General features: G+C 58.9%; 18 protein-coding genes. 11 read left to right on the forward strand and 7 right to left on the reverse strand.

The window, feature by feature from the left end; all coding sequences use genetic code 11:
* Positions 1–131: 131 nt before the first annotated feature.
* A complete protein-coding gene (gene grpE, locus J5J10_RS16385; protein WP_208548290.1) occupies positions 132–749 on the reverse strand; it encodes a nucleotide exchange factor GrpE in 618 nt (205 codons plus the stop codon).
* Positions 750–836: 87 nt separating this feature from the next.
* On the reverse strand, positions 837–1,916 hold the full coding sequence (gene hrcA / locus J5J10_RS16390) for a heat-inducible transcriptional repressor HrcA (RefSeq protein ID WP_211930673.1): 1,080 nt from the start codon (positions 1,914–1,916) through the stop codon (positions 837–839).
* A gap of 165 nt (positions 1,917–2,081) precedes the next feature.
* Here hrcA and rph point away from each other — a divergent pair, with 165 nt between their 5' ends.
* From rph to J5J10_RS16415, 5 genes are all read left to right on the forward strand, one after another.
* Complete coding sequence (gene rph / locus J5J10_RS16395; protein ID WP_211930674.1) at positions 2,082–2,798, forward strand: ribonuclease PH; 717 nt, start codon at positions 2,082–2,084, stop codon at positions 2,796–2,798.
* A gap of 25 nt (positions 2,799–2,823) precedes the next feature.
* On the forward strand, positions 2,824–3,243 hold the full coding sequence (locus J5J10_RS16400) for a VOC family protein (RefSeq protein WP_211931274.1): 420 nt from the start codon (positions 2,824–2,826) through the stop codon (positions 3,241–3,243).
* Positions 3,240–3,884, forward strand: a complete 645-nt coding sequence (gene rdgB / locus J5J10_RS16405; protein ID WP_211930675.1) for an RdgB/HAM1 family non-canonical purine NTP pyrophosphatase — start codon at positions 3,240–3,242, stop codon at positions 3,882–3,884. Before J5J10_RS16400 ends, rdgB begins: the two co-directional genes overlap by 4 nt.
* Positions 3,885–3,887: 3 nt before the next feature.
* Complete coding sequence (hemW, locus tag J5J10_RS16410; RefSeq protein ID WP_211930676.1) at positions 3,888–5,069, forward strand: radical SAM family heme chaperone HemW; 1,182 nt, start codon at positions 3,888–3,890, stop codon at positions 5,067–5,069.
* Positions 5,070–5,315: 246 nt separating this feature from the next.
* A complete protein-coding gene (locus J5J10_RS16415; RefSeq protein ID WP_211930677.1) occupies positions 5,316–6,299 on the forward strand; it encodes a fatty acid desaturase in 984 nt (327 codons plus the stop codon).
* Here J5J10_RS16415 and J5J10_RS16420 read toward each other — a convergent pair.
* The 5 genes from J5J10_RS16420 to mutM all read right to left on the reverse strand — a co-directional run bounded on the left by J5J10_RS16420 (position 6,281) and on the right by mutM (position 11,589).
* A complete protein-coding gene (locus tag J5J10_RS16420) occupies positions 6,281–7,087 on the reverse strand; it encodes a PhnD/SsuA/transferrin family substrate-binding protein (protein WP_211930678.1) in 807 nt (268 codons plus the stop codon). The genes J5J10_RS16415 and J5J10_RS16420 overlap by 19 nt on opposite strands.
* A gap of 29 nt (positions 7,088–7,116) precedes the next feature.
* Positions 7,117–8,664, reverse strand: a complete 1,548-nt coding sequence (dnaA, locus tag J5J10_RS16425) for a chromosomal replication initiator protein DnaA (protein WP_211930679.1) — start codon at positions 8,662–8,664, stop codon at positions 7,117–7,119.
* A 760-nt stretch (positions 8,665–9,424) separates the two neighbouring features.
* Entirely contained in the window at positions 9,425–9,691 is a 267-nt protein-coding gene (rpsT, locus tag J5J10_RS16430; protein WP_208548282.1) for a 30S ribosomal protein S20, read from the reverse strand.
* 211 nt (positions 9,692–9,902) lie between these two features.
* On the reverse strand, positions 9,903–10,676 hold the full coding sequence (locus J5J10_RS16435) for an enoyl-CoA hydratase (RefSeq protein ID WP_211930680.1): 774 nt from the start codon (positions 10,674–10,676) through the stop codon (positions 9,903–9,905).
* Positions 10,677–10,707: 31 nt separating this feature from the next.
* Positions 10,708–11,589, reverse strand: coding sequence for a bifunctional DNA-formamidopyrimidine glycosylase/DNA-(apurinic or apyrimidinic site) lyase (gene mutM, locus J5J10_RS16440; protein WP_211930681.1), 882 nt, complete (start codon positions 11,587–11,589; stop codon positions 10,708–10,710).
* Between the two features lie 148 nt (positions 11,590–11,737).
* On the opposite strand from mutM, the gene ubiE reads away from it, so the two are divergent.
* The 6 genes from ubiE (at position 11,738) to coaBC (ending at position 18,553) form a co-directional block, all read left to right on the forward strand.
* Complete coding sequence (gene ubiE / locus J5J10_RS16445; RefSeq protein ID WP_211930682.1) at positions 11,738–12,514, forward strand: bifunctional demethylmenaquinone methyltransferase/2-methoxy-6-polyprenyl-1,4-benzoquinol methylase UbiE; 777 nt, start codon at positions 11,738–11,740, stop codon at positions 12,512–12,514.
* A 5-nt stretch (positions 12,515–12,519) separates the two neighbouring features.
* A complete protein-coding gene (ubiB, locus tag J5J10_RS16450; protein WP_211930683.1) occupies positions 12,520–14,094 on the forward strand; it encodes a 2-polyprenylphenol 6-hydroxylase in 1,575 nt (524 codons plus the stop codon).
* Between the two features lie 108 nt (positions 14,095–14,202).
* On the forward strand, positions 14,203–15,690 hold the full coding sequence (locus J5J10_RS16455; protein WP_211930684.1) for a CHASE3 domain-containing protein: 1,488 nt from the start codon (positions 14,203–14,205) through the stop codon (positions 15,688–15,690).
* Positions 15,691–15,693: 3 nt separating this feature from the next.
* A complete protein-coding gene (locus tag J5J10_RS16460) occupies positions 15,694–16,131 on the forward strand; it encodes a response regulator (protein ID WP_208548277.1) in 438 nt (145 codons plus the stop codon).
* A 15-nt stretch (positions 16,132–16,146) separates the two neighbouring features.
* Positions 16,147–17,199: a histidine kinase dimerization/phosphoacceptor domain -containing protein gene (locus tag J5J10_RS16465; protein ID WP_208548276.1), complete on the forward strand. Its 1,053-nt coding sequence runs from the start codon at positions 16,147–16,149 to the stop codon at positions 17,197–17,199.
* Between the two features lie 142 nt (positions 17,200–17,341).
* Positions 17,342–18,553, forward strand: a complete 1,212-nt coding sequence (coaBC, locus tag J5J10_RS16470; protein ID WP_211930685.1) for a bifunctional phosphopantothenoylcysteine decarboxylase/phosphopantothenate--cysteine ligase CoaBC — start codon at positions 17,342–17,344, stop codon at positions 18,551–18,553.
* Positions 18,554–18,577 lie beyond the last annotated feature (24 nt).

Raw genomic sequence — 18,577 nt, forward strand, 5'->3', positions numbered from 1 at the left:
ACCATCTCGAGAGCCGTCTGTTCGGGAGCAGGTTTCTTCAACATGTCCCAGTGAATCATAAACCCCCGGATGTAGCCAGGGGTTTGTCAGCAGTCTGACCCGCTTCGATGAAGCGGGCTTTTCTCATCTGATCACTGCTTTGCTTCCGCAGGCTGTTCGGATCCGTTTCCTTCGGGCTTTGCCCCCCCCTTGGCCACGCCGACCATGGCCGGACGCAGGACTCGTTCGCCGATAACGTAGCCAGCCTGGACGACCTGAACGACGGTATTGTTCGGCACATTGGGGTTCGGAACTTCGAACATTGCCTGATGGAAGTTGGGATCGAACTTCTGCCCTTCGGCCTCGATCTTCTTGACACCATGACGCTCGAGCGTTGAAAGCATCGCCCTTTCGGTCATCTCCACGCCATCGATCAGCGCCATCAGGCCTGCGTCGGCCGCCTCGCGCGCTTCCGACGGAATGGCATCCAGCGCGCGGCGCAAATTGTCCGATACAGCAAGCATGTCACGAGCGAAGCCTGTGACCGCATAGGCCTTGGCGTCCTTCACGTCGCGTTCGGTACGACGGCGCAGGTTATCCATCTCGGCCGCAAGGCGAAGATAGCGATCGCGCAACTCGGCATTCTCAGCCTGAAGAGCTTCGATCGGATCCGGCTCAGTGGTCTCGGCAATCGGTTCCTGAATTTCAGCTGCTTCGGATTGGTCGACAGCCGTTGCGTCAGGTCCGTTCTTGGTTTCGTGGTCGGTCATGACGTTCTCCGGTTGAGGATGGAAATCGTGCCCGATATCAGCGCTTGGCGCGGAAAAATCAAGGCTTTGACAGAAAGAAGTGGGAGGTCAGCGAGAAAGGCGCGCCATCAGCTGAGCGGTGTAGTCAACCATCGGAACGATCCGCGAATAATTGAGCCGGGTGGGGCCGATAACCCCGACCGCGCCTATGATGCGTTCCTCAGCATCCCGGAATGGCGCCACGATCAGTGAAGAGCCGGACAAGGAAAACAACTTGTTTTCGGAGCCGATGAAGATGCGCACGCCCGGTCCGGCTTCTGCTAAATTGAGAAGCTCGATCAGGCTCTCCTTTCGCTCCAGATCGTCGAAAAGGAGACGCAGGCGATCGATATCCTCCGCGCCCTCCACTCCTTCGAGCAGGTTGGCGCGACCGCGAACCACAAGGCGGGTCAGCTTCTCGTCCTCGGCACCACCGGACCAGACCGCCAAGCCGCGCTCAACCAGATCTTGCGACAGGGAATCGAGCTCCATCTCGACCTGCTGCTGCAGGCGAACGAGCTGGCTCCGCAGCTCGCTCAGAGTCTGGCCGTTGAGATGAGCGTTGAGGAAGTTCGCGGCCTCCGTCAATTGAGAGGCAGTAACTCCCGCCGGCAGATCGATGATCCTGTTTTCAACCTGATTGTGGTCGCCAACGAGAACAGCCAAAGCTTTCGTCGGCTCCAGACGGACAAATTCGACGTGCTTGAGGACCGGATCATTCTTCGAGGAAATCACCAGACCCGCGCCCCTCGACAGGCCGGACAGCATCCGGCTTGTTTCCGTCAACAAGTTGTCCATCGGCATATCCGTGCCCGTCGGCCGAATCTGCCGTTCAATCTGACCACGCTCTTCGACGGAGAGATCGCCGACCTGCATGAAAGCATCGACAAAGAACCGCAACCCCGCCTGAGTCGGAAGCCGACCGGCACTGACATGCGGTGCGTAGATAAGACCGAGCTCCTCAAGATCGCTCATCACGTTTCGCACCGAAGCCGGCGAGAGCGACATCGGCAGGATACGCGACAGGTTACGCGAGCCTAGCGGCTCGCCTGAATCGAGGTAGCTTTCGACGATGCGGCGGAATATCTCCCGCGAGCGGTCGTCCAATGCCGATCCTGTATCCATGGCGGTAATACGCGTTATGCCCATTTCCCAAAGCTGATCGCACGTGACACTGAGGGAAAATATAAGCATTCCAGCGGCGATAACAAACCGGAAAATGCGGCGACGCGGCGCTTGGACAAACCGTCCTTTTTCTTTGCAAATCGGCGCATCCCCCCGTAGAAGACCGTAGACCAAAAGAAGGAGCTAGCAATGCGGCCATCCGGCAGACGCACCGATCAGATGCGCAAGGTTTCGTTCGAGCGCGCCTTTTCCAAACACGCCGAGGGCTCCTGTCTGGTGAAATTTGGCGACACGCATGTTCTCTGCACAGCCAGTCTCGAAGAAAAGACCCCGCCATGGCTGCGGAACACCGGAAAGGGCTGGGTGACCGCCGAATACGGAATGCTGCCGCGGGCGACCGGCGACCGCATGAAGCGCGAAGCAACCTCCGGCAAACAAGGTGGTCGGACGCTCGAGATCCAGCGCCTGATCGGGCGCTCGCTCCGCGCGGTCGTTGACCTGGAAGCTCTGGGCGAGCGTCAGATCACTCTCGACTGCGATGTCATCCAGGCGGATGGGGGTACCCGGACGGCTTCGATCACCGGCGCTTGGCTTGCACTGCGCGACTGCCTGAAATGGATGGAAACGCGGAACATGATCAAGGCGGACAAGGTGCTGAAGGATCATGTTGCTGCTATCTCCTGCGGGATTTTCGCGAAGCAGCCGGTCATCGACCTCGACTACCTTGAGGATTCAGCGGCCGAGACAGATGCGAATTTCGTCATGACCGGCTCGGGAGCCATCGTGGAAATCCAGGGTACCGCGGAGGGCGTGCCCTTCTCGGAGGAGGAGTTCCTGACCCTCATGCGACTTGCTAAGACCGGCATTGCAGAACTGGTCGACATGCAAAAGCAGGCCATCTTCTAAGGCCGAGGGAGACGTCTTGGCCGCGTTGGTCGACGGCATATTGGAAACAGCTCTCTATGCGGACGATCTCGACGCCGCGGAGGCCTTCTACGGCGGCCTGCTGCAACTCGAACGTATCGTCCGCCATGGCGATCGCAACGTCTTTTTCCGGTGCGGAGCGGGTATCCTGCTGATCTTCAATCCGGATCAGAGTAGCAAGGAAGCCAACAAGGAAGCCCTTCCCGTTCCACCCCACGGTGCCCATGGCCCCGGCCACATGTGCTTTCGTGCAGCCGGACCGGCGATCGATGCTCTCTGCGAGCGGCTGGCCGAGGCCGGGGTCGAAATCGAGGCGGATTTCCGCTGGCCCAACGGAGCGCGATCGATCTACTTTCGCGACCCGGCAGGCAATAGTCTTGAGTGCGCGGAAGCTCACCTTTGGAACATCAAACAGGACACGCCATGAGAAAGCTCGACACGAAAACCATCGTCGTTGCCAGTCACAACGCGGGCAAGATCGCGGAGATCGCCGACCTGATCGGGCCTTTCGGGTTTTCAGCGAAATCGGCCGCTGAGCTGAAATTCGACGAGCCCGACGAGACGGGCACCACATTCGAGGAGAACGCGGCGATCAAGGCCCTCGCCTCGGCACGCGCTGCGGGACTGCCGGCGCTTTCAGACGATTCCGGACTGGTCGTTGACGCACTTGACGGGGCGCCGGGTGTGTACACGGCCAACTGGGCCGAACGGGAGGACGGTTCGCGCGACTTCGTCATGGCTATGGAGAAGGTCGAGAAGGCGCTGCAGGAGAAAGGTGCATCCGATCCCTCGCAACGGACGGCGCGCTTTGTCAGCGTTCTTTGCCTTGCGTGGCCTGACGGCCATACCGAGTTCTTCCGTGGGGAGGTGGAGGGGCGGGTCGTCTGGCCCCCGCGCGGGGCCAAGGGGTTTGGGTATGATCCCGTCTTCCAGCCGGAGGGCTACGAAGCGACATTCGGAGAAATGAGCGCAGACGAGAAACACGGCTGGAAACAGGGTGACGCAACGGCGCTTTCGCATCGGGCGCGTGCGTTCAAGCTTTTCGTCGAAACCTGCCTGGAAGGCTGAGATATGTTGCAGCCGACGCCCTTCATCCTGCCCGACACGGGGGAACCGGGTTTTGGCGTTTACCTGCATTGGCCTTTCTGCGCGGCGAAATGCCCCTACTGCGATTTCAACAGCCATGTCCGGCATAAACCGGTCGATCAGGAACGCTTCGCGCAGGCATTCCTTCGAGAAATGGCGCATATGCGTGGTCTCTCCGGTCCAAAGACCGTCACCAGCATATTCGTCGGTGGCGGCACACCATCGCTCATGGAACCGTCGACCATCGAGACGATCCTTGATGGCGTGGCGCGCTACTGGCATGTGCCGGACGGGATAGAGGTGACGATGGAGGCTAACCCCTCCAGCGTCGAGGCAGAGCGTTTCCGTGGCTATCACGCCGCAGGCGTCAATCGCGTTTCAATGGGTGTGCAGGCGCTCAACGATCGAGATCTGAAGTTCCTTGGCAGGCTTCACGACGTCGCCGACGCTTTGAAGGCGATCCGGCTCGCCCGAGAGATTTTTCCGCGCATGTCGTTCGACCTTATCTACGCCCGCCCGGACCAGACCGTTCAGGCGTGGGAACAGGAACTTGAGGAGGCGATTTCCTACGCGGCGGATCATCTTTCGCTCTATCAGCTGACGATTGAGGAGGGGACGGCCTTTTACGGCCTCCATAAGGCCGGCAAACTCACCACACTTGACGACGATCGCGCGGCTGACCTCTATGAGGCGACCCAGGACATCACGGCGGCAAGGGGATTGCCGGCCTACGAGGTCTCCAATCATGCCCGTCCGGGTGCGGAGAGCCGTCATAACCTGACTTACTGGCGCTACGGCGACTATGCCGGCATCGGGCCGGGTGCGCACGGCAGGATCAGTCGGGAGGGTGTTAAGCTCGCCACAGCGACCGAACGCAACCCGGAACAATGGCTCGAACTGGTCGAGCAGCGCAGCGAGGGCATCGTTGACCAGGAGAGATTGGGACGCGACGAACAAGCGGACGAATTGCTGCTGATGGGATTGCGATTGCGCGAGGGTGTAGACCTTGCGCGGTGGCAGCAGCTTTCCGGTCGCGATCCGGATCCGGATCGCGAAACCTTTTTACTGGAACACGGCTTCATCGAACGCCTCGGCAATTCGCGCCTGCGCTGCACGCCAAAAGGCATGCTCATTCTCGACAGCGTGGTCGCAGATCTTGCGAGCTGACGTGTAACGGTCTTCCGAACCCGGATCACTTTCCGCCGTTATCCGGATTTTTCGACCACGGTTGCAAACACATTGTGTTCGAGGACAATGTGCGAACGCTGACGAGAAGAAAATTACGCGCCGCCGGTCAGTACACTTTTCGTTCTCTTGACGATTCCGGTTGCTTTCGCTCCTATCTCGATCAGGTAGCGCCAGGATGATTTGCTCTCCGCGTTCGGAACCTGATTGCTGAATTCACGGCAACACATGTCATACATTTCAGACGACCTTCACCGCCGCAAGCGTTCGCGCTTTTCGGTAGAACTTCCCACGCTTGTATTGACCTGCACGATATACCTTTCCTGGTTTATTCTGACTTTCTACTGGACGACTTTCCCGTTCATCGTCCTGTTCGTGCTCGGAGGATGGACAATCGCTTGGCATGGCTCCCTGCAGCATGAAGTATTGCACGGACATCCGACGCGTTTTCGACGGATCAACGACGCAATCGGCTGGCCACCGGTTTCCTTGTGGCTACCCTATACGCTCTACAAGCACGCTCACCTGAAACATCATAATGACGAATGGCTGACGGATCCGATCGAGGATCCGGAATCCTACTACTTTACCGATGACGGCTGGAACAAAACAGGTCGGATCGGACAGATGATCCGCCGGGTCAACAATACCCTGGCTGGACGACTGACCCTCGGTCCGCTGATTGCAGTCGCCGCGCTCTGGGGATCGGAAGCCGCACGCTTCGTCCGGGGCGACGCAACACATGCCGCCGTCTGGCTTCGGCATCTCGTCGGCGTTGCTGCGATTATCTTCTGGGTGGTTGTCATCTGCCAGATGCCGATATGGATCTATCTTGTCGCCTTTGCCTATTCAGGCCTGGCTTTCTCAAGACTCCGCTCCTTTGCCGAGCACCGCTATGCTGGCACGAAGGAGGAGCGCACGGCGATTGTCGAAAAGAGCCCGGCATTCGGCCTGCTCTTCCTTTATAACAATCTCCACATCGTGCATCACAGCCTGCCGCAATTGCCATGGTACAAGATACCGGGGCTCTATCATGCTCAACGGCAGGCCTTCATCGAGCTCAATGGCGGGCTCGTCTACAACGGCTATCTCGATGTCGCGCGGCGTTATCTTTTCCGACAGCATCACGAGCCGATCCACCCGCAGCACATGGCTGGCCAAACCAGCGTGGCGACCGAAATCAGCTATACTGATCAGTTGATGACGGGATAGCCATTGCGAAGGGCGAAGTCCTCGAGTTCGGTCAGCGCGTCATATGCCGCCTGATCAGGAACCTCGAAGCCAACCAGGCCGAGAGGTTCCCTAATCGCCGCATAAGCCGGCTGGGTCGCTATCCGCGACAGGCTTTCCCGGACAACCGATACCTCCGCATCGGTGGCGTCTTTCCGCGAAATAATCGGCAAGCCTGGTCCGGCGGGTGTTTGCATCAAAACCTTCACCCCTTTTAGGGCGTCCGGCGAATGCGCAGCGAGAAGGCCGAAAGTCACACTGTCTATCGCCGCGACGTCGGCGTGACCGTCAAGAACGTCGGCAAGTGACATCAGGTGGCCTCCGGTAAAGGATACCTTTGCGAAGAAACGGCCCGCAATCGCCTGGGGCGCGATCAGCGCACGCAGCAGATTCATGCCGGAGTTCGACATCGGATCGTTCACCGCAACCCGCCGGTTCCGCAGATCCTCAATACCGCCGATCCCTTCGGCGTCACGAACAACCACAAGGCTGGCGCGATCGATACCATTTCCGCCCGGAAACCGGTAAATCGGGACGCCTACAAGGCGAACATGCCCACGCAATTGCTTTATATACGGATAGCCGCAGGTCTGCGCAAAAACCAAATCCTCTCTTCGCCACAACGCATCATAAGGGGAGGATCGGTCAAGCTTCGAAGGCGCGGAAAATCCGGCTTTCGTCAGGTCGTCGCGAATGATCCGCCATAGCGCATCATTCGCCTGCCGCACGGGCTCACAAAAATCGTACATGGCGAGGCTGGCGCTCGCCATCGGTCAACGAGCCCCCACCTCGCGCGCTATCACGCGTTGTTCTCGTTGATCAGCCGCTTCAAAAGTTCAACTTCATGGCTGAGTTTCGTGTCGGCACCGATCAGTTCCTCGATCTTGCGGACCGCATGCAGAACGGTCGTGTGATCGCGACCGCCGAACCGCCGACCGATTTCCGGGAACGAGCGTGGCGTCAGCGTCTTCGACAAATACATCGCGATCTGACGCGGCTTGACAATCACCCGGGTACGACGGTTCGAGACAAGCTCCTGCCGCGACACGTTGTAGTGGCGGGCAACGATCCGCTGGATATCCTCAATCCGCACCCGCTTCTGCTCGGCCGCACCGACTAGATGCGCGAGAAGCTCATCGACCCTGTCAATCGACAGGTTCGGCTCGAAGGACCGACGGAAAATGAGCTGGTTGAACGCACCTTCCAGATCGCGACCGCTGCTTGAGATATTGCGCGCCACATGCACCAAAATCTCCTCGGGAATATCAAGCGATGTGTCGTCCTGGCGGGCTGAGGCAAGTTTGTTTTTCAGCATCTCGAGGCGCATCTCGAAATCTGGTGCTTCCATCTCGATGGCAACACCGCCTTGAAGGCGCGAACGGACGCGCGGATCGAGCGACTCCAGTTCCCAGGGCGCGCGGTCGGCAGCCACCACAACCTGCTTGGCACTGTCGAGCAGCATGTTCAGCAGATGGCAGAATTCATGCTGGATCATCTTGCCCTGCAGGAACTGCATGTCGTCGATAACGAGGAGATCGATGTTGCGAAGAGACTCCTTCAGCGTCAAGGCGTCGTTGTCGCGGATCGCGGTGGCAAAGCGCCACATGAAATATTCCGCCGTGAGATAGACCACACGCGGAGCCCTCGGGCTCTGGACTGCGGCGTTTGCGATTGCCTGGAGCAGGTGCGTCTTGCCGAGCCCGACCGAGGAATGGATGAACAGCGGATTGAAGCGCACGGCACCCGCACCGGCTTCCGCGATCGTCTTGGCGGCGGCCAGCGCGACGCGGTTGGAAGCGCCCTCGACAAAGCTGTCGAACGTGAAGCGGCTGTCGAGCGGCGAGCCGAAGAAGGGGCTGCCGGCTGCAACCCGTGCCGGCTGGGCGGACTGGGGCGTCGGAGCAGCCTGACCGACGGTCTGAAGACCCTGTCGGCGCGGCTGGACGTTCTGTGGCTCGTTTACCTGCAGGCGGCCCTCTATTGCCGGCTTGACGCTCCTGCTTGCGCTTCGCACGACAATTTCGGCCTTCAGGATGCCCGGATCTTCCGCCTGGAGCAGCGAGGTAATGAGATCAAGATAGCGGTTGTTGATCCACGACTTCAGAAAGGTTGTCGGCACGCTGAGGCGTACGACACTCTTTGATACAGAATGAAGCTTGAGGCGTCCGAACCAGCTCGCGAACACATCCGGGCCGACCTGAGCCTTCAGCCGCGCGCTGAAACGCTCGAACAGTGCATCATGCTTCATTTCGGGATTACCCTCCGCCGTTTCGCTGCAAACGGCCATAGTCGTCTGGCGAGCACCGTCATGATCCGGTGCGCCGGCTATCGATGAATTCATTTGCATATTATTTGCCGCCTTTTCATTTTCAGATGCCGGCTGTCGCCGTCACATTAAGGATCAACCGGCATCGACTAACATCGACCGCCTCAGCCAACCCTGTCCCCGCGTTATGATCGCCCATCCTCGTCATGAACGATCAACCCCTTCCGTATGCCTCTCTCTCCATCCGAATTCGTTCCCGTCTTCCACGAACAACGGACAAAACGACCCACGCTCCGAAACAGGGAAAGTTTCGGCGCCACGTCGCGACTGTTTGAAAAAACGAGGCGGAAACGCCTCGTCCACAGACAACATCAACCGGAAGCGGGTGAAAAGGGGCTTAAGCCCTCACGCCCATCCGACCAATTTTCGCCGTCTGCCGAGAGGTATTAAGGCAGGATCACAGACCAAGATCAACCGCGAATTTTTACGTCAAATTAAGACCTGCCCATTGACTCCGAGGCGTCTTTTTCAATGTCACAATTCCTCGAAAAATATTCTCTTTGGAATCAAGGAGATTCAAATTTCAGGTGATGACGAGCGGACGTAGGGCCAGAAAAATAAAAATTCGCTTGACTCAAAAACGGGGCAGCTTGCCGTAAAGTGAGGTTCAAGAACATGAATGAACCTCTAACAAATGATTGTAATTAAACGATAATTTCTGTCACGCGGCCGTCATTTAAATGTTACGTCCTCGCCGGCCTAGGGACGACATGAACGACACAACGCAAAAAGCCCGATCAAATGATCGGGCAATTTAAATGCGGCAGAAAAATGTCTTAAATCAGGCAGACAGGGCCTTCACACGCTGCGCCAAACGCGAAATCTTCCGCGACGCAGTGTTGGCGTGAACGACACCCTTGGAGGCTGCGCGCTGTAACTCCGGCTGCGCCGCACGAAGGGCTTCCTTGGCAACCGCCGGATCACCTGCGGCCAGAGCTTCCTCGACCTTGCGGATAAAGGTACGAACACGCGAGCGACGTGCCTTGTTGATATCGGTACGGCGTGCGATCTTGCGGGTCGCCTTCTTAGCCGAAGTTGTATTGGCCATGGATGCCTCTCTTCGAATTCAAACCAAACTCCCATATCGCCGCGTCGGGCCGCAACAGACGGTCAAGCCAGCATTGGGGAGCAATCGCGGAAGAACCGGAAGGTTTTCCGTGTCGTGGGCGGCCGTATAGCGGGAAAGCGATCATCCGTCAACGCGCAATTTCGACGAAGCCACCCGGAAAGCGAGTCATTTGACTCTGCGCGCCGAAACGCTAGCGATGCTTGAACAGCGCCTTCCGCTTTTCGACAAAGGCGGCCATCCCTTCCTTCTGGTCCTCGGTCGCGAAGAGGGAATGAAACAACCGGCGCTCGAAACGCAGGCCCTCCGTCAGCGTCTGTTCGAAGGCACGGTTCACGCTCTCCTTCGCCATGGCCACCGCAGGCCTCGATAAGGAGGCTATCTTGACCGCGGCCTCGACAGCCTCATCCAGAAGTCGGTCATAGGAAACCACGCGGGCAACGAGGCCCGAACGTTCGGCTTCAGCGGCGTCCATCATGCGCCCAGTCAGGCACATATCCATCGCCTTTGCCTTGCCAACGGCCCGCACAAGCCTCTGGGTTCCACCCATGCCGGGGATGATGCCCAGCGTGATTTCAGGCTGGCCGAATTTCGCGTTTTCCGCGGCGATGATGAAATCGCACATCATCGCGAGCTCGCATCCACCACCCAGGGCGAAGCCAGAGACGGCCGCTACCAGTGGTTTGCGGAAGGTCGAGACACCATCCCAGCCTCCAATGAAATCGCCGAGATACGCATCCACAAACTCAAGGGATTGCATTTCCTTGATGTCAGCGCCCGCGGCGAACGCCTTTTCCGAGCCGGTGAGGACGACCGCTCCGACCTCGGCATCGTTATGAAATGTCTCCAGGGCCGCAACCAGTTCCTCCATGACCGTCGAATTGAGCGCGTTCAACGCCTGCGGGCGGTTGAGCGTCACGAGCGCGACCTGTCCGCGCATCTCGACGAGAAGGGTTTCATAGCTCATTTGTCTCATTCCCTAACCGTTGACAGCGGTTTCATTTCTGGCAGCGCGGGCAAAAGAAGGTAGATCGCCCGGCCTGCACGATACGGTGAACGGTACCGTTGCAGCCCGGGGACTGGCAAGCTTTGTCTTCCTGGTCATAGACCTTGAAGCTATGCTGAAAATAACCCAGCGATCCATCGGTCCGGATGTGGTCGCGGAGCGATGACCCACCCGCCGCGATGGCATCGGCAATCACCGTCCTGACAGCGTCAACCAGACGGCCCAGTGCCGCCGTCGGCCTTCCGGTGGCGGTCACGAGTGTTGCCGCCCGGCGCTCGGGCGAGAGGCCGGAAAGCCAAAGCGCCTCACAGACGTAAATATTGCCAAGGCCGGCCACGACGCGCTGGTCGAGGAGCGCCTGTTTCAGTGGCTGTTGCTTACCCGCGAAACGGGCCGCCAGATATCCCGCATCGAGTTTGTTGCCGGTTGGCTCTGGGCCCAGCCCACGAAAAGCTGGCCAATCATCGATCGCCGTGCGCTCAACGACGTCCATGAAGCCAAAACGACGGGGATCGTTATAGATGATCTTCACCGGGCCGCCAGAAGTTGCAAGATGGAAGATCACGTGATCATGCTTCTCATCCTTGACTCGGGCATAATGGAAATTTCCGGGTGCATCGGCCTCCTCTACGCGGAAGGAGCCGGACATTCCCAGGTGAGCGATGATCGTCAAGCCGCCGTCGAGATCGATCAGCAGATACTTTGCCCGGCGACCGAGCCCCAGGATCTGCCGTCCGGCGACGCGCTCTGCAAAGTGTCCAGGAAAGGGAAATCGCAGATCCGGTCGGCGTAGCTCGAGCCGAGACAGCACGCTCCCCTCCATCGACGGCGCAAGACCCCGTCTCACCGTTTCCACCTCTGGCAATTCGGGCATCGCATCCCATCTTTCTGTTTAAACGCGACCGGCGCTCGGCTATAGAACAGCGCCAAGTGGCCGCAGGCGCATGTCGCGTGCAGAGATAGCCCGCGAAAGACAATTTCGCTATGGTCTTCGGACCCGTATGAGTAAGGAGCACGACCGGATGACCAAAAGCCGTATTTCGTCCGAGGGCGGCATGGAAACGTCCTACGGCTTTCGCGAAGTCCCCGAGACCGAGAAGCAGGGGCTGGTCAACGAAGTCTTCCACAAGGTCGCAAAACGGTACGACATTATGAATGATGTGATGTCGGCCGGACTTCATCGGCTTTGGAAGGATGCGATGGTTGCTGCGCTCCATCCCCGCAAGAGCCCCGACTTCCGCGTTCTAGACGTTGCCGGCGGGACAGGCGACATCGCATTCCGGATCGTGGAAGCGTCTGACCGTCAGGCGCAGGCCACTGTTCTCGATATCAACGGCTCCATGCTGGAGGTCGGGTCGGAGCGTGCCGCCAAAAGGGGGCTTTCCGAAAATCTCACCTTCGTTGAAGCGAATGCGGAAGAGCTTCCGTTCGAAAGTGGTAGTTTCGACGCCTACACCATCGCCTTCGGCATCCGGAACGTACCCCATATCGATGTTGCGCTAAAGGAAGCCTACCGGGTTCTGAAGCGCGGCGGACGCCTTCTCGTGCTCGAGTTCTCGGACGTGGAGATGCCCTTGCTGGACCGTTTCTATGACGAATGGTCATTCAAGGCGATACCGCGCTTCGGGAAGATGATCACGGGCGATGCCGAACCCTACCAGTATCTCGTGGAGTCGATCCGAAAGTTTCCGAACCAGCGGGATTTCGCGGCGATGATCTCGGCTGCCGGCTTCTCACGTGTCACCTTCACCAATTATTCCGGTGGCATTGCCTGCCTGCACTCCGGCTGGAAACTCTGAGCTAGATGAGCACACTCGGAGCATATTTCCGTCTCGCGCGGGTCGGCTGGGTCTTGATGCGCGAAGGTGTCATCGAGTCGCTGCCGGCGGAGGGCCTGCCGCCAATGGTGGCGTTCGGCAAATCGGCGGCCAGCCTCCTCGCGCGACGCCGCAGCAAGTCGCAGCAACGATCCGATCGCCTGGCTAAGGCCGTGGCGCGGCTCGGCCCCTCCTACGTCAAGATCGGACAGTTCCTTGCGACACGTCCCGATGTCGTCGGCGCTGACTTGGCAGAGGATCTTGCCGGCCTCCAGGATCGGATGGACTTCTTTCCGATAGAGGCATCGAGAGCGGCCATTGAGGGATCTCTCGGCCGTCCGGTCGAGGAACTCTTCACGCGGCTTGATCCACCGGTCGCGGCGGCATCCATAGCGCAGGTCCATCCTGGTGAGGTTATCACTGCCGACGGCCCGCGGAAGGTCGCCGTCAAGGTGATCCGGCCAGGTGTTCGCCGACGTTTTTCCGCCGATCTGGAAGCCATGTACCTGGTCGCCTGGCTGCAGGAGCGTTTCCTGCCGCATACCCGACGGCTGAGACCGGTCGAGGTAACACGCGCGCTCGAACAGACGACCAAGGTTGAGATGGATCTGCGGCTGGAAGCTGCTGCCCTTTCGGAAATCGCCGAGAACACTAAGGACGATCCTGGTTTTCGGGTTCCGGCGGTCGATTGGGAGCGCACCGGACGCGACGTCGTCACGATGGAATGGATCGACGGCATTAAAATGTCGAACGTCGAGGCCTTGAAGGCGGCCGGCCATGATCTCGATGCCCTGGCAGATACGTTGATACAGTCGTTCCTGCGCCATACCCTCCGTGACGGGTTCTTTCACGCGGACATGCATCCGGGGAACCTTTTCGTCGACCCGACGGGAATGATCGTTGCGGTCGACATGGGCATTTCCGGCCGGCTCGGCAAAAAGGAGCGCCGGTTCCTGGCCGAAATCCTCTACGGGTTCATCACACGCGACTATGTGCGCGTCGCCGAGGTGCATTTCGAGGCGGGTTACGTCCCCTCGCATCATAATGTCGCCAGTTTCGCGCAGGCGATCCGGGCGATTGGCGAGCCTATCCACGGTCAACCGGCGGAAACGATTTCGATGGGGCGTTTGTTGACGCTTCTTTTCGAGGTCACCGAGCTTTTCGAGATGGAAACCCGCCCGGAACTGGTGATGCTGCAGAAAACGATGGTCGTTGTCGAAGGCGTGGCGCGGATTCTCAATCCTCGCTTCAACATGTGGAAGGCAGCCGATCCGGTCGTGTCAAAATGGATCCGCGACAATCTCGGGCCAAGGCGGATAGCGACCGATCTCAAGGACGGCGTGAAGGCGGCGGTGCGGCTGGCGGAAGCCTTGCCCGAAATCGCCACGAAGACAGAAAAGCTGCACTCGGAGCTCATGCACATGAGCGAGAACGGTCTTCGTTTCGACCCGGAAACCGCTGAAGCGATCGGCAAAGCGGAGGCGCGCCATACCAGATGGGGTCGGCTTGCTCTCTGGATAATTGCTGCCGCTCTCGTCGCAATCGCGATCCAGATGGGTTGATCTCATCATTGTTTCTTTCTACCGCTTGTAGAGAGGAAAACGATGGTCATCGTACCGAGCGCCCATCCCTGCACGTCCAGTTTTGCCCACGCTCTCCAGGAGATGTCCATGTCCGCCACGAATGCCAGCTTTGCGCGCGCGACGCTTCTGATGCTGGCGATAGGAACGGCCATTCTTGTGGCTCTTGTCCTGTCGTCGCTCTGGCTGGTTGAGCGGACCCAGGGCACGTTCGATGCCATCATCCGCGAACGCGACATCCGTCGGGCGAGCGCCAACCTGTTGCAAACACTTACCGACGCCGAGACCGGCCAGCGCGGCTACATCCTGACGCTGGATGAGAGCTTTCTCGAACCCTATAATCAGGCTTTGGAGCAAATCCGTAGCGAATGGGCCGAGGTTCAGGCGCTCGTGGCGGACAGACCCGCCAAAGCTGACAAGCTCGCCGAATTGGGCCAGTCGATCGAGACGAAGCTATCCGAAATGGAGGAGACCATCACTCTTGCCAGCGCCGGCAACCAGGCTGGAGCGGTTGCCAGAGTGCAAACCGAACTTGGTCGGGAATTAATGGATAGAATACGCATCATCCTGGATATGTTCAAAGAACAGTCGGATGCCAATTTCCAGGCCGGTGTCGAGGCACAAACGGCAGCCAACGAGCAGTTACGTTATTTCACAATCGGTGGAGCAGCAGCCATCTTACTGGTGATGGGCGGCGCGATTATCATCATAACGCAACACGTCCAAGCCCTGTCCAAGGCACGCCGGGAGGTCGAATATCTCAACGAGAACCTTGAGGAGCGGGTCAATGAGCGGACAGAAGATCTCATCCGTGCGAACCAGGAAATCCAGCGTTTCGCCTATATAGTCACCCACGATCTGCGGGCGCCGCTTGTCAATGTCATGGGTTTCACTGCCGAGTTGGAGAATTCCCTGAGGTCTCTGCAGGCCTATGTGCTTGCCGATGACAAGGCCCCGTCCGAGGATGAGGTGCGAGAAGCGCGGTTAGCGGCATCGGAAGATCTACCCGAGGCCATCGATTTCATCCGCTCGTCCACGAAAAAGATGGACGGCCTGATCAACGCCATCCTGAAGATTTCCCGCGACGGACGCCGGCCGCTGAAGCCGGAGAGGATCGATCTCAAGGCTCTTCTCGAAGCCACCTCAGCAAGCGTGCACCACCAAGTCAGCGAAGCGGGCGGCAAAGTCGATCTGGATGTTCGTGTGCCGAACATCGTGACCGATCGATTTTCACTGGAACAGATCCTTGGTAACCTTTTCGACAACGCTGTGAAGTATAAGCAAGCCGATCGGCCGCTCAGTCTCACCGTGCGGGTCATGCCGGATATACGGACACTGACGCGCATCGAGGTTGAAGACAACGGTCGTGGCATTGCAGACGAAGACCACGAGCGCATATTTGAGCTGTTCCGCCGATCCGGACACCAGAACCAGGCCGGTGAGGGTATAGGACTTGCGCACGTTCAGTCTCTGGTGCGGAACCTGGGCGGCGAAATAACCGTTCGGTCCCAGCTGGGGAAGGGCTCGACGTTCGTTTTGCGACTGCCATCGGACCTGACACGCGTAGTACGGAGTTGAGATATGAAAGCCGCAGGTAAGGAAGTCACCATCGTGATGGTCGAGGACGATGAGGGTCACGCCCGTCTGATCGAAAAGAACGTGCGTCGAGCCGGCGTCAATAACGAAATCGTGCCGTTTACCGACGGAACGACCGCTCTGGATTTCATCCTCGGCCAAGACCGTAGTGGCGAGGTGTCCAAGGACCGCTATTTGCTGATCTTGCTCGATCTCAACTTGCCGGATATGTCCGGCACCGATATCCTCGACAAGATCAAATCCAACCCGCACACGCGCCGCCTCCCTGTCGTGATCTTGACCACCACGGACGATGAACGCGAGATACAGCGCTGCTATGACCTGGGGGCCAATGTCTACATCACCAAGCCCGTCGACTACGACAACTTTGCAAACGCGATCCGGCAACTCGGATTGTTCTTCTCCGTCATGCAAGTGCCCTGACAGTGGCAGCGCCCGATGAGCGTTCGCATCCTGTATCTTGATGATGATGCGGCATTCGTGCGACTCGTTCAAAAGTCGCTCGGTCGTCTCGGTCACGTGGTCCTGCACGCCGAAGACCTCGACACGGCGATGCGACACCTATCCGAACATGCCTTCGACGCCATTGTCCTCGATCACTATCTCCGCAACACAACCGGGCATGAGATCCTCGATCATCTGCGGACTGGCGGCGTTACGACGCCGGTCGTGTATGTCACTGGGTCTAACGAGGCGAGCATTGCCATCAATGCGATGAAGGCCGGAGCCGCCGACTACGTTATAAAGAGCGTCAGCGACGATTTCCTGCACCTGCTTTCAAGCGCGATCGAGCAAACGGTCGCCAACGCGCGTCTTCGCGCCGAAAAGGAGCGGGCAGACGAAGAGATACGACAGGCGAAAGAACGAGCAGAGGCTCTTCTCGCCGAGGTCAATCATCGCGTGGCCAACTCTCTTGCACTCGTCGCTAGTCTCTTAAGGCTGCAGATCGCCAACTCCCCAAGCGAGGAAGTCAAGGCTGAACTGGCCGAGACTCAAGCAAGGATTACAGCCATCGCCGGCATGCATCGCAGTCTCTACACCTCCGATGATGTCAGCAGAGTTGAGATGGACCGCTACCTCCGGGGGCTGACATCCCAGATCGCCGAAACCATGCAGCGTTCTGATCACCGCATCCAACTGGTGTTTTCCGCCGACCCGATCGTTCTTTCGGCCGATCGTGCCGTTACCGTCGGAATGGTGGTGACTGAACTGGCGACAAACGCGTTCAAATACGCCTATCCGGACGGGCAACAAGGCGAAATCCGCGTGAGCCTTAGGCGGACGGGGGAGAATGATGCGTTGCTGCGCGTCGAGGACGATGGGATCGGTATCGTCCCGAACAGCGCGCCGACAGGTACGGGACTGGGTAGCCGGATCGTCAAGTCCATGGCTGCGAGCCTCGGCGCGGGTATTCAATATGTCGAAAAAAGCGGCGGGACCATCGCCGAGGTTCCGCTGAAGATCAGCGTGATGGCGGATGCGGTGGAGTGAGGCAGGCAGCGGCCATTCTGCGGACTGCGAATGTGCGCCGATTGCCCCGGAGAAATCTGTTTAACCTACGGTCGGCATTGGTCCTTTCCCATTCGGGGGATTTTGGCATAGGTTCGGCACGGGCAAGTTCCGGATGTAGCGTATGACACTTAAAAACAAACGCATTCTATTGATCATTGCGGGCGGGATTGCTGCATACAAGAGCCTTGACCTGATCCGGCGGCTTCGGGAGCGCGGCGCGGCAGTACGGCCGGTGATGACCGCGGCGGCGCAAAAATTCGTCACGCCGCTTGCCGTGGGAGCTCTTGCGGCCGACCATGTCTATGTCGACCTTTTTTCACGCGAAGACGAGCAGGATGTCGGCCATATAAGGCTCGCGCGCGACTGCGATCTTATCGTCGTGGCACCGGCGACGGCCGATCTGATGGCCAAGATGGCGAACGGACTTGCAGACGATCTCGCCTCGACCGTTCTGCTTGCGACTGACCGTCCCGTACTGATCGCGCCAGCGATGAATCCGAAGATGTGGCAGCACGCGGCGACGCAGCGCAATGCCGAAGCCCTGCGCCGCGACGGCATCCATTTCATCGGTCCGGCTAACGGCGAGATGGCGGAGAGCGGCGAAGCAGGTGCGGGACGCATGTGCGAACCCCTGGAGATCGTCGCGGCGATTGAAGCGCTGCTTGACGAAGCTCCAAAGCCTCTCAAGGGCCGGAAGGCGATCGTAACGTCAGGCCCGACACACGAACCCATCGATCCCGTCCGCTACATCGCTAACCGCTCGTCGGGGCGGCAGGGCCATGCGATCGCGGCCGCCCTCGCCCGCCTTGGAGCAGAGGTCACATTGGTGTCAGGTCCGGTCTCTATTCCCGATCCCATCGGAGTGAAGACACTCCATGTCGAGCGGGCGGAGGAGATGTTGGATGCGGTCCTCTCGACGCTGCCGGCTGATATCGCCGTGATGGTCGCGGCCGTCGCGGACTGGCGTGTCGCAGCTTCGGCCAACCAGAAAATCAAGAAAAAGCCGGGCGAGGCTCCTGCCCCGCTGCAGCTCGCCGAGAACCCTGATATTCTGAAGACCGTGGGACATCACCGACAGCGACCGACCATCGTGGTTGGTTTCGCCGCCGAGACCCAGGATGTGGTCGCCAATGGTCGCACCAAACTCGAGAAGAAAGGCGCGGACGTGATCGTCGCCAACGATGTGTCGCCGGAGACCGGCATCATGGGGGGCACACGCAACCGAGTGAAAATCATCGATAAATCGCAGGTTTCGGACTGGCCGGACCTCTCCAAGGATGAGGTCGCGGAGCGACTGGCCTCTCTTATGTCGGAGATGCTGCGAGAGGGTTGACGAGAGCAGGGGATCGCTCGCGTC

Source organism: Ciceribacter sp. L1K23 (genome assembly GCF_018122705.1).
In the GTDB taxonomy this organism is placed as follows: domain Bacteria; phylum Pseudomonadota; class Alphaproteobacteria; order Rhizobiales; family Rhizobiaceae; genus Allorhizobium.

Bases quoted from the DNA above. Each gene is read 5' to 3' on its own strand.
- grpE (WP_208548290.1), bottom strand. From the start codon at position 749: ATGACCGACCACGAAACCAAGAACGGACCTGACGCAACGGCTGTCGAC.
- hrcA (WP_211930673.1), bottom strand. From the start codon at position 1,916: ATGGGCATAACGCGTATTACCGCCATGGATACAGGATCGGCATTGGAC.
- rph (WP_211930674.1), top strand. From the start codon at position 2,082: ATGCGGCCATCCGGCAGACGCACCGATCAGATGCGCAAGGTTTCGTTC.
- rdgB (WP_211930675.1), top strand. From the start codon at position 3,240: ATGAGAAAGCTCGACACGAAAACCATCGTCGTTGCCAGTCACAACGCG.
- hemW (WP_211930676.1), top strand. From the start codon at position 3,888: ATGTTGCAGCCGACGCCCTTCATCCTGCCCGACACGGGGGAACCGGGT.
- J5J10_RS16415 (WP_211930677.1), top strand. From the start codon at position 5,316: ATGTCATACATTTCAGACGACCTTCACCGCCGCAAGCGTTCGCGCTTT.
- J5J10_RS16420 (WP_211930678.1), bottom strand. From the start codon at position 7,087: ATGGCGAGCGCCAGCCTCGCCATGTACGATTTTTGTGAGCCCGTGCGG.
- dnaA (WP_211930679.1), bottom strand. From the start codon at position 8,664: ATGCAAATGAATTCATCGATAGCCGGCGCACCGGATCATGACGGTGCT.
- rpsT (WP_208548282.1), bottom strand. From the start codon at position 9,691: ATGGCCAATACAACTTCGGCTAAGAAGGCGACCCGCAAGATCGCACGC.
- J5J10_RS16435 (WP_211930680.1), bottom strand. From the start codon at position 10,676: ATGAGCTATGAAACCCTTCTCGTCGAGATGCGCGGACAGGTCGCGCTC.
- mutM (WP_211930681.1), bottom strand. From the start codon at position 11,589: ATGCCCGAATTGCCAGAGGTGGAAACGGTGAGACGGGGTCTTGCGCCG.
- ubiE (WP_211930682.1), top strand. From the start codon at position 11,738: ATGACCAAAAGCCGTATTTCGTCCGAGGGCGGCATGGAAACGTCCTAC.
- ubiB (WP_211930683.1), top strand. From the start codon at position 12,520: ATGAGCACACTCGGAGCATATTTCCGTCTCGCGCGGGTCGGCTGGGTC.
- J5J10_RS16455 (WP_211930684.1), top strand. From the start codon at position 14,203: ATGTCCGCCACGAATGCCAGCTTTGCGCGCGCGACGCTTCTGATGCTG.
- J5J10_RS16460 (WP_208548277.1), top strand. From the start codon at position 15,694: ATGAAAGCCGCAGGTAAGGAAGTCACCATCGTGATGGTCGAGGACGAT.
- J5J10_RS16465 (WP_208548276.1), top strand. From the start codon at position 16,147: ATGAGCGTTCGCATCCTGTATCTTGATGATGATGCGGCATTCGTGCGA.
- coaBC (WP_211930685.1), top strand. From the start codon at position 17,342: ATGACACTTAAAAACAAACGCATTCTATTGATCATTGCGGGCGGGATT.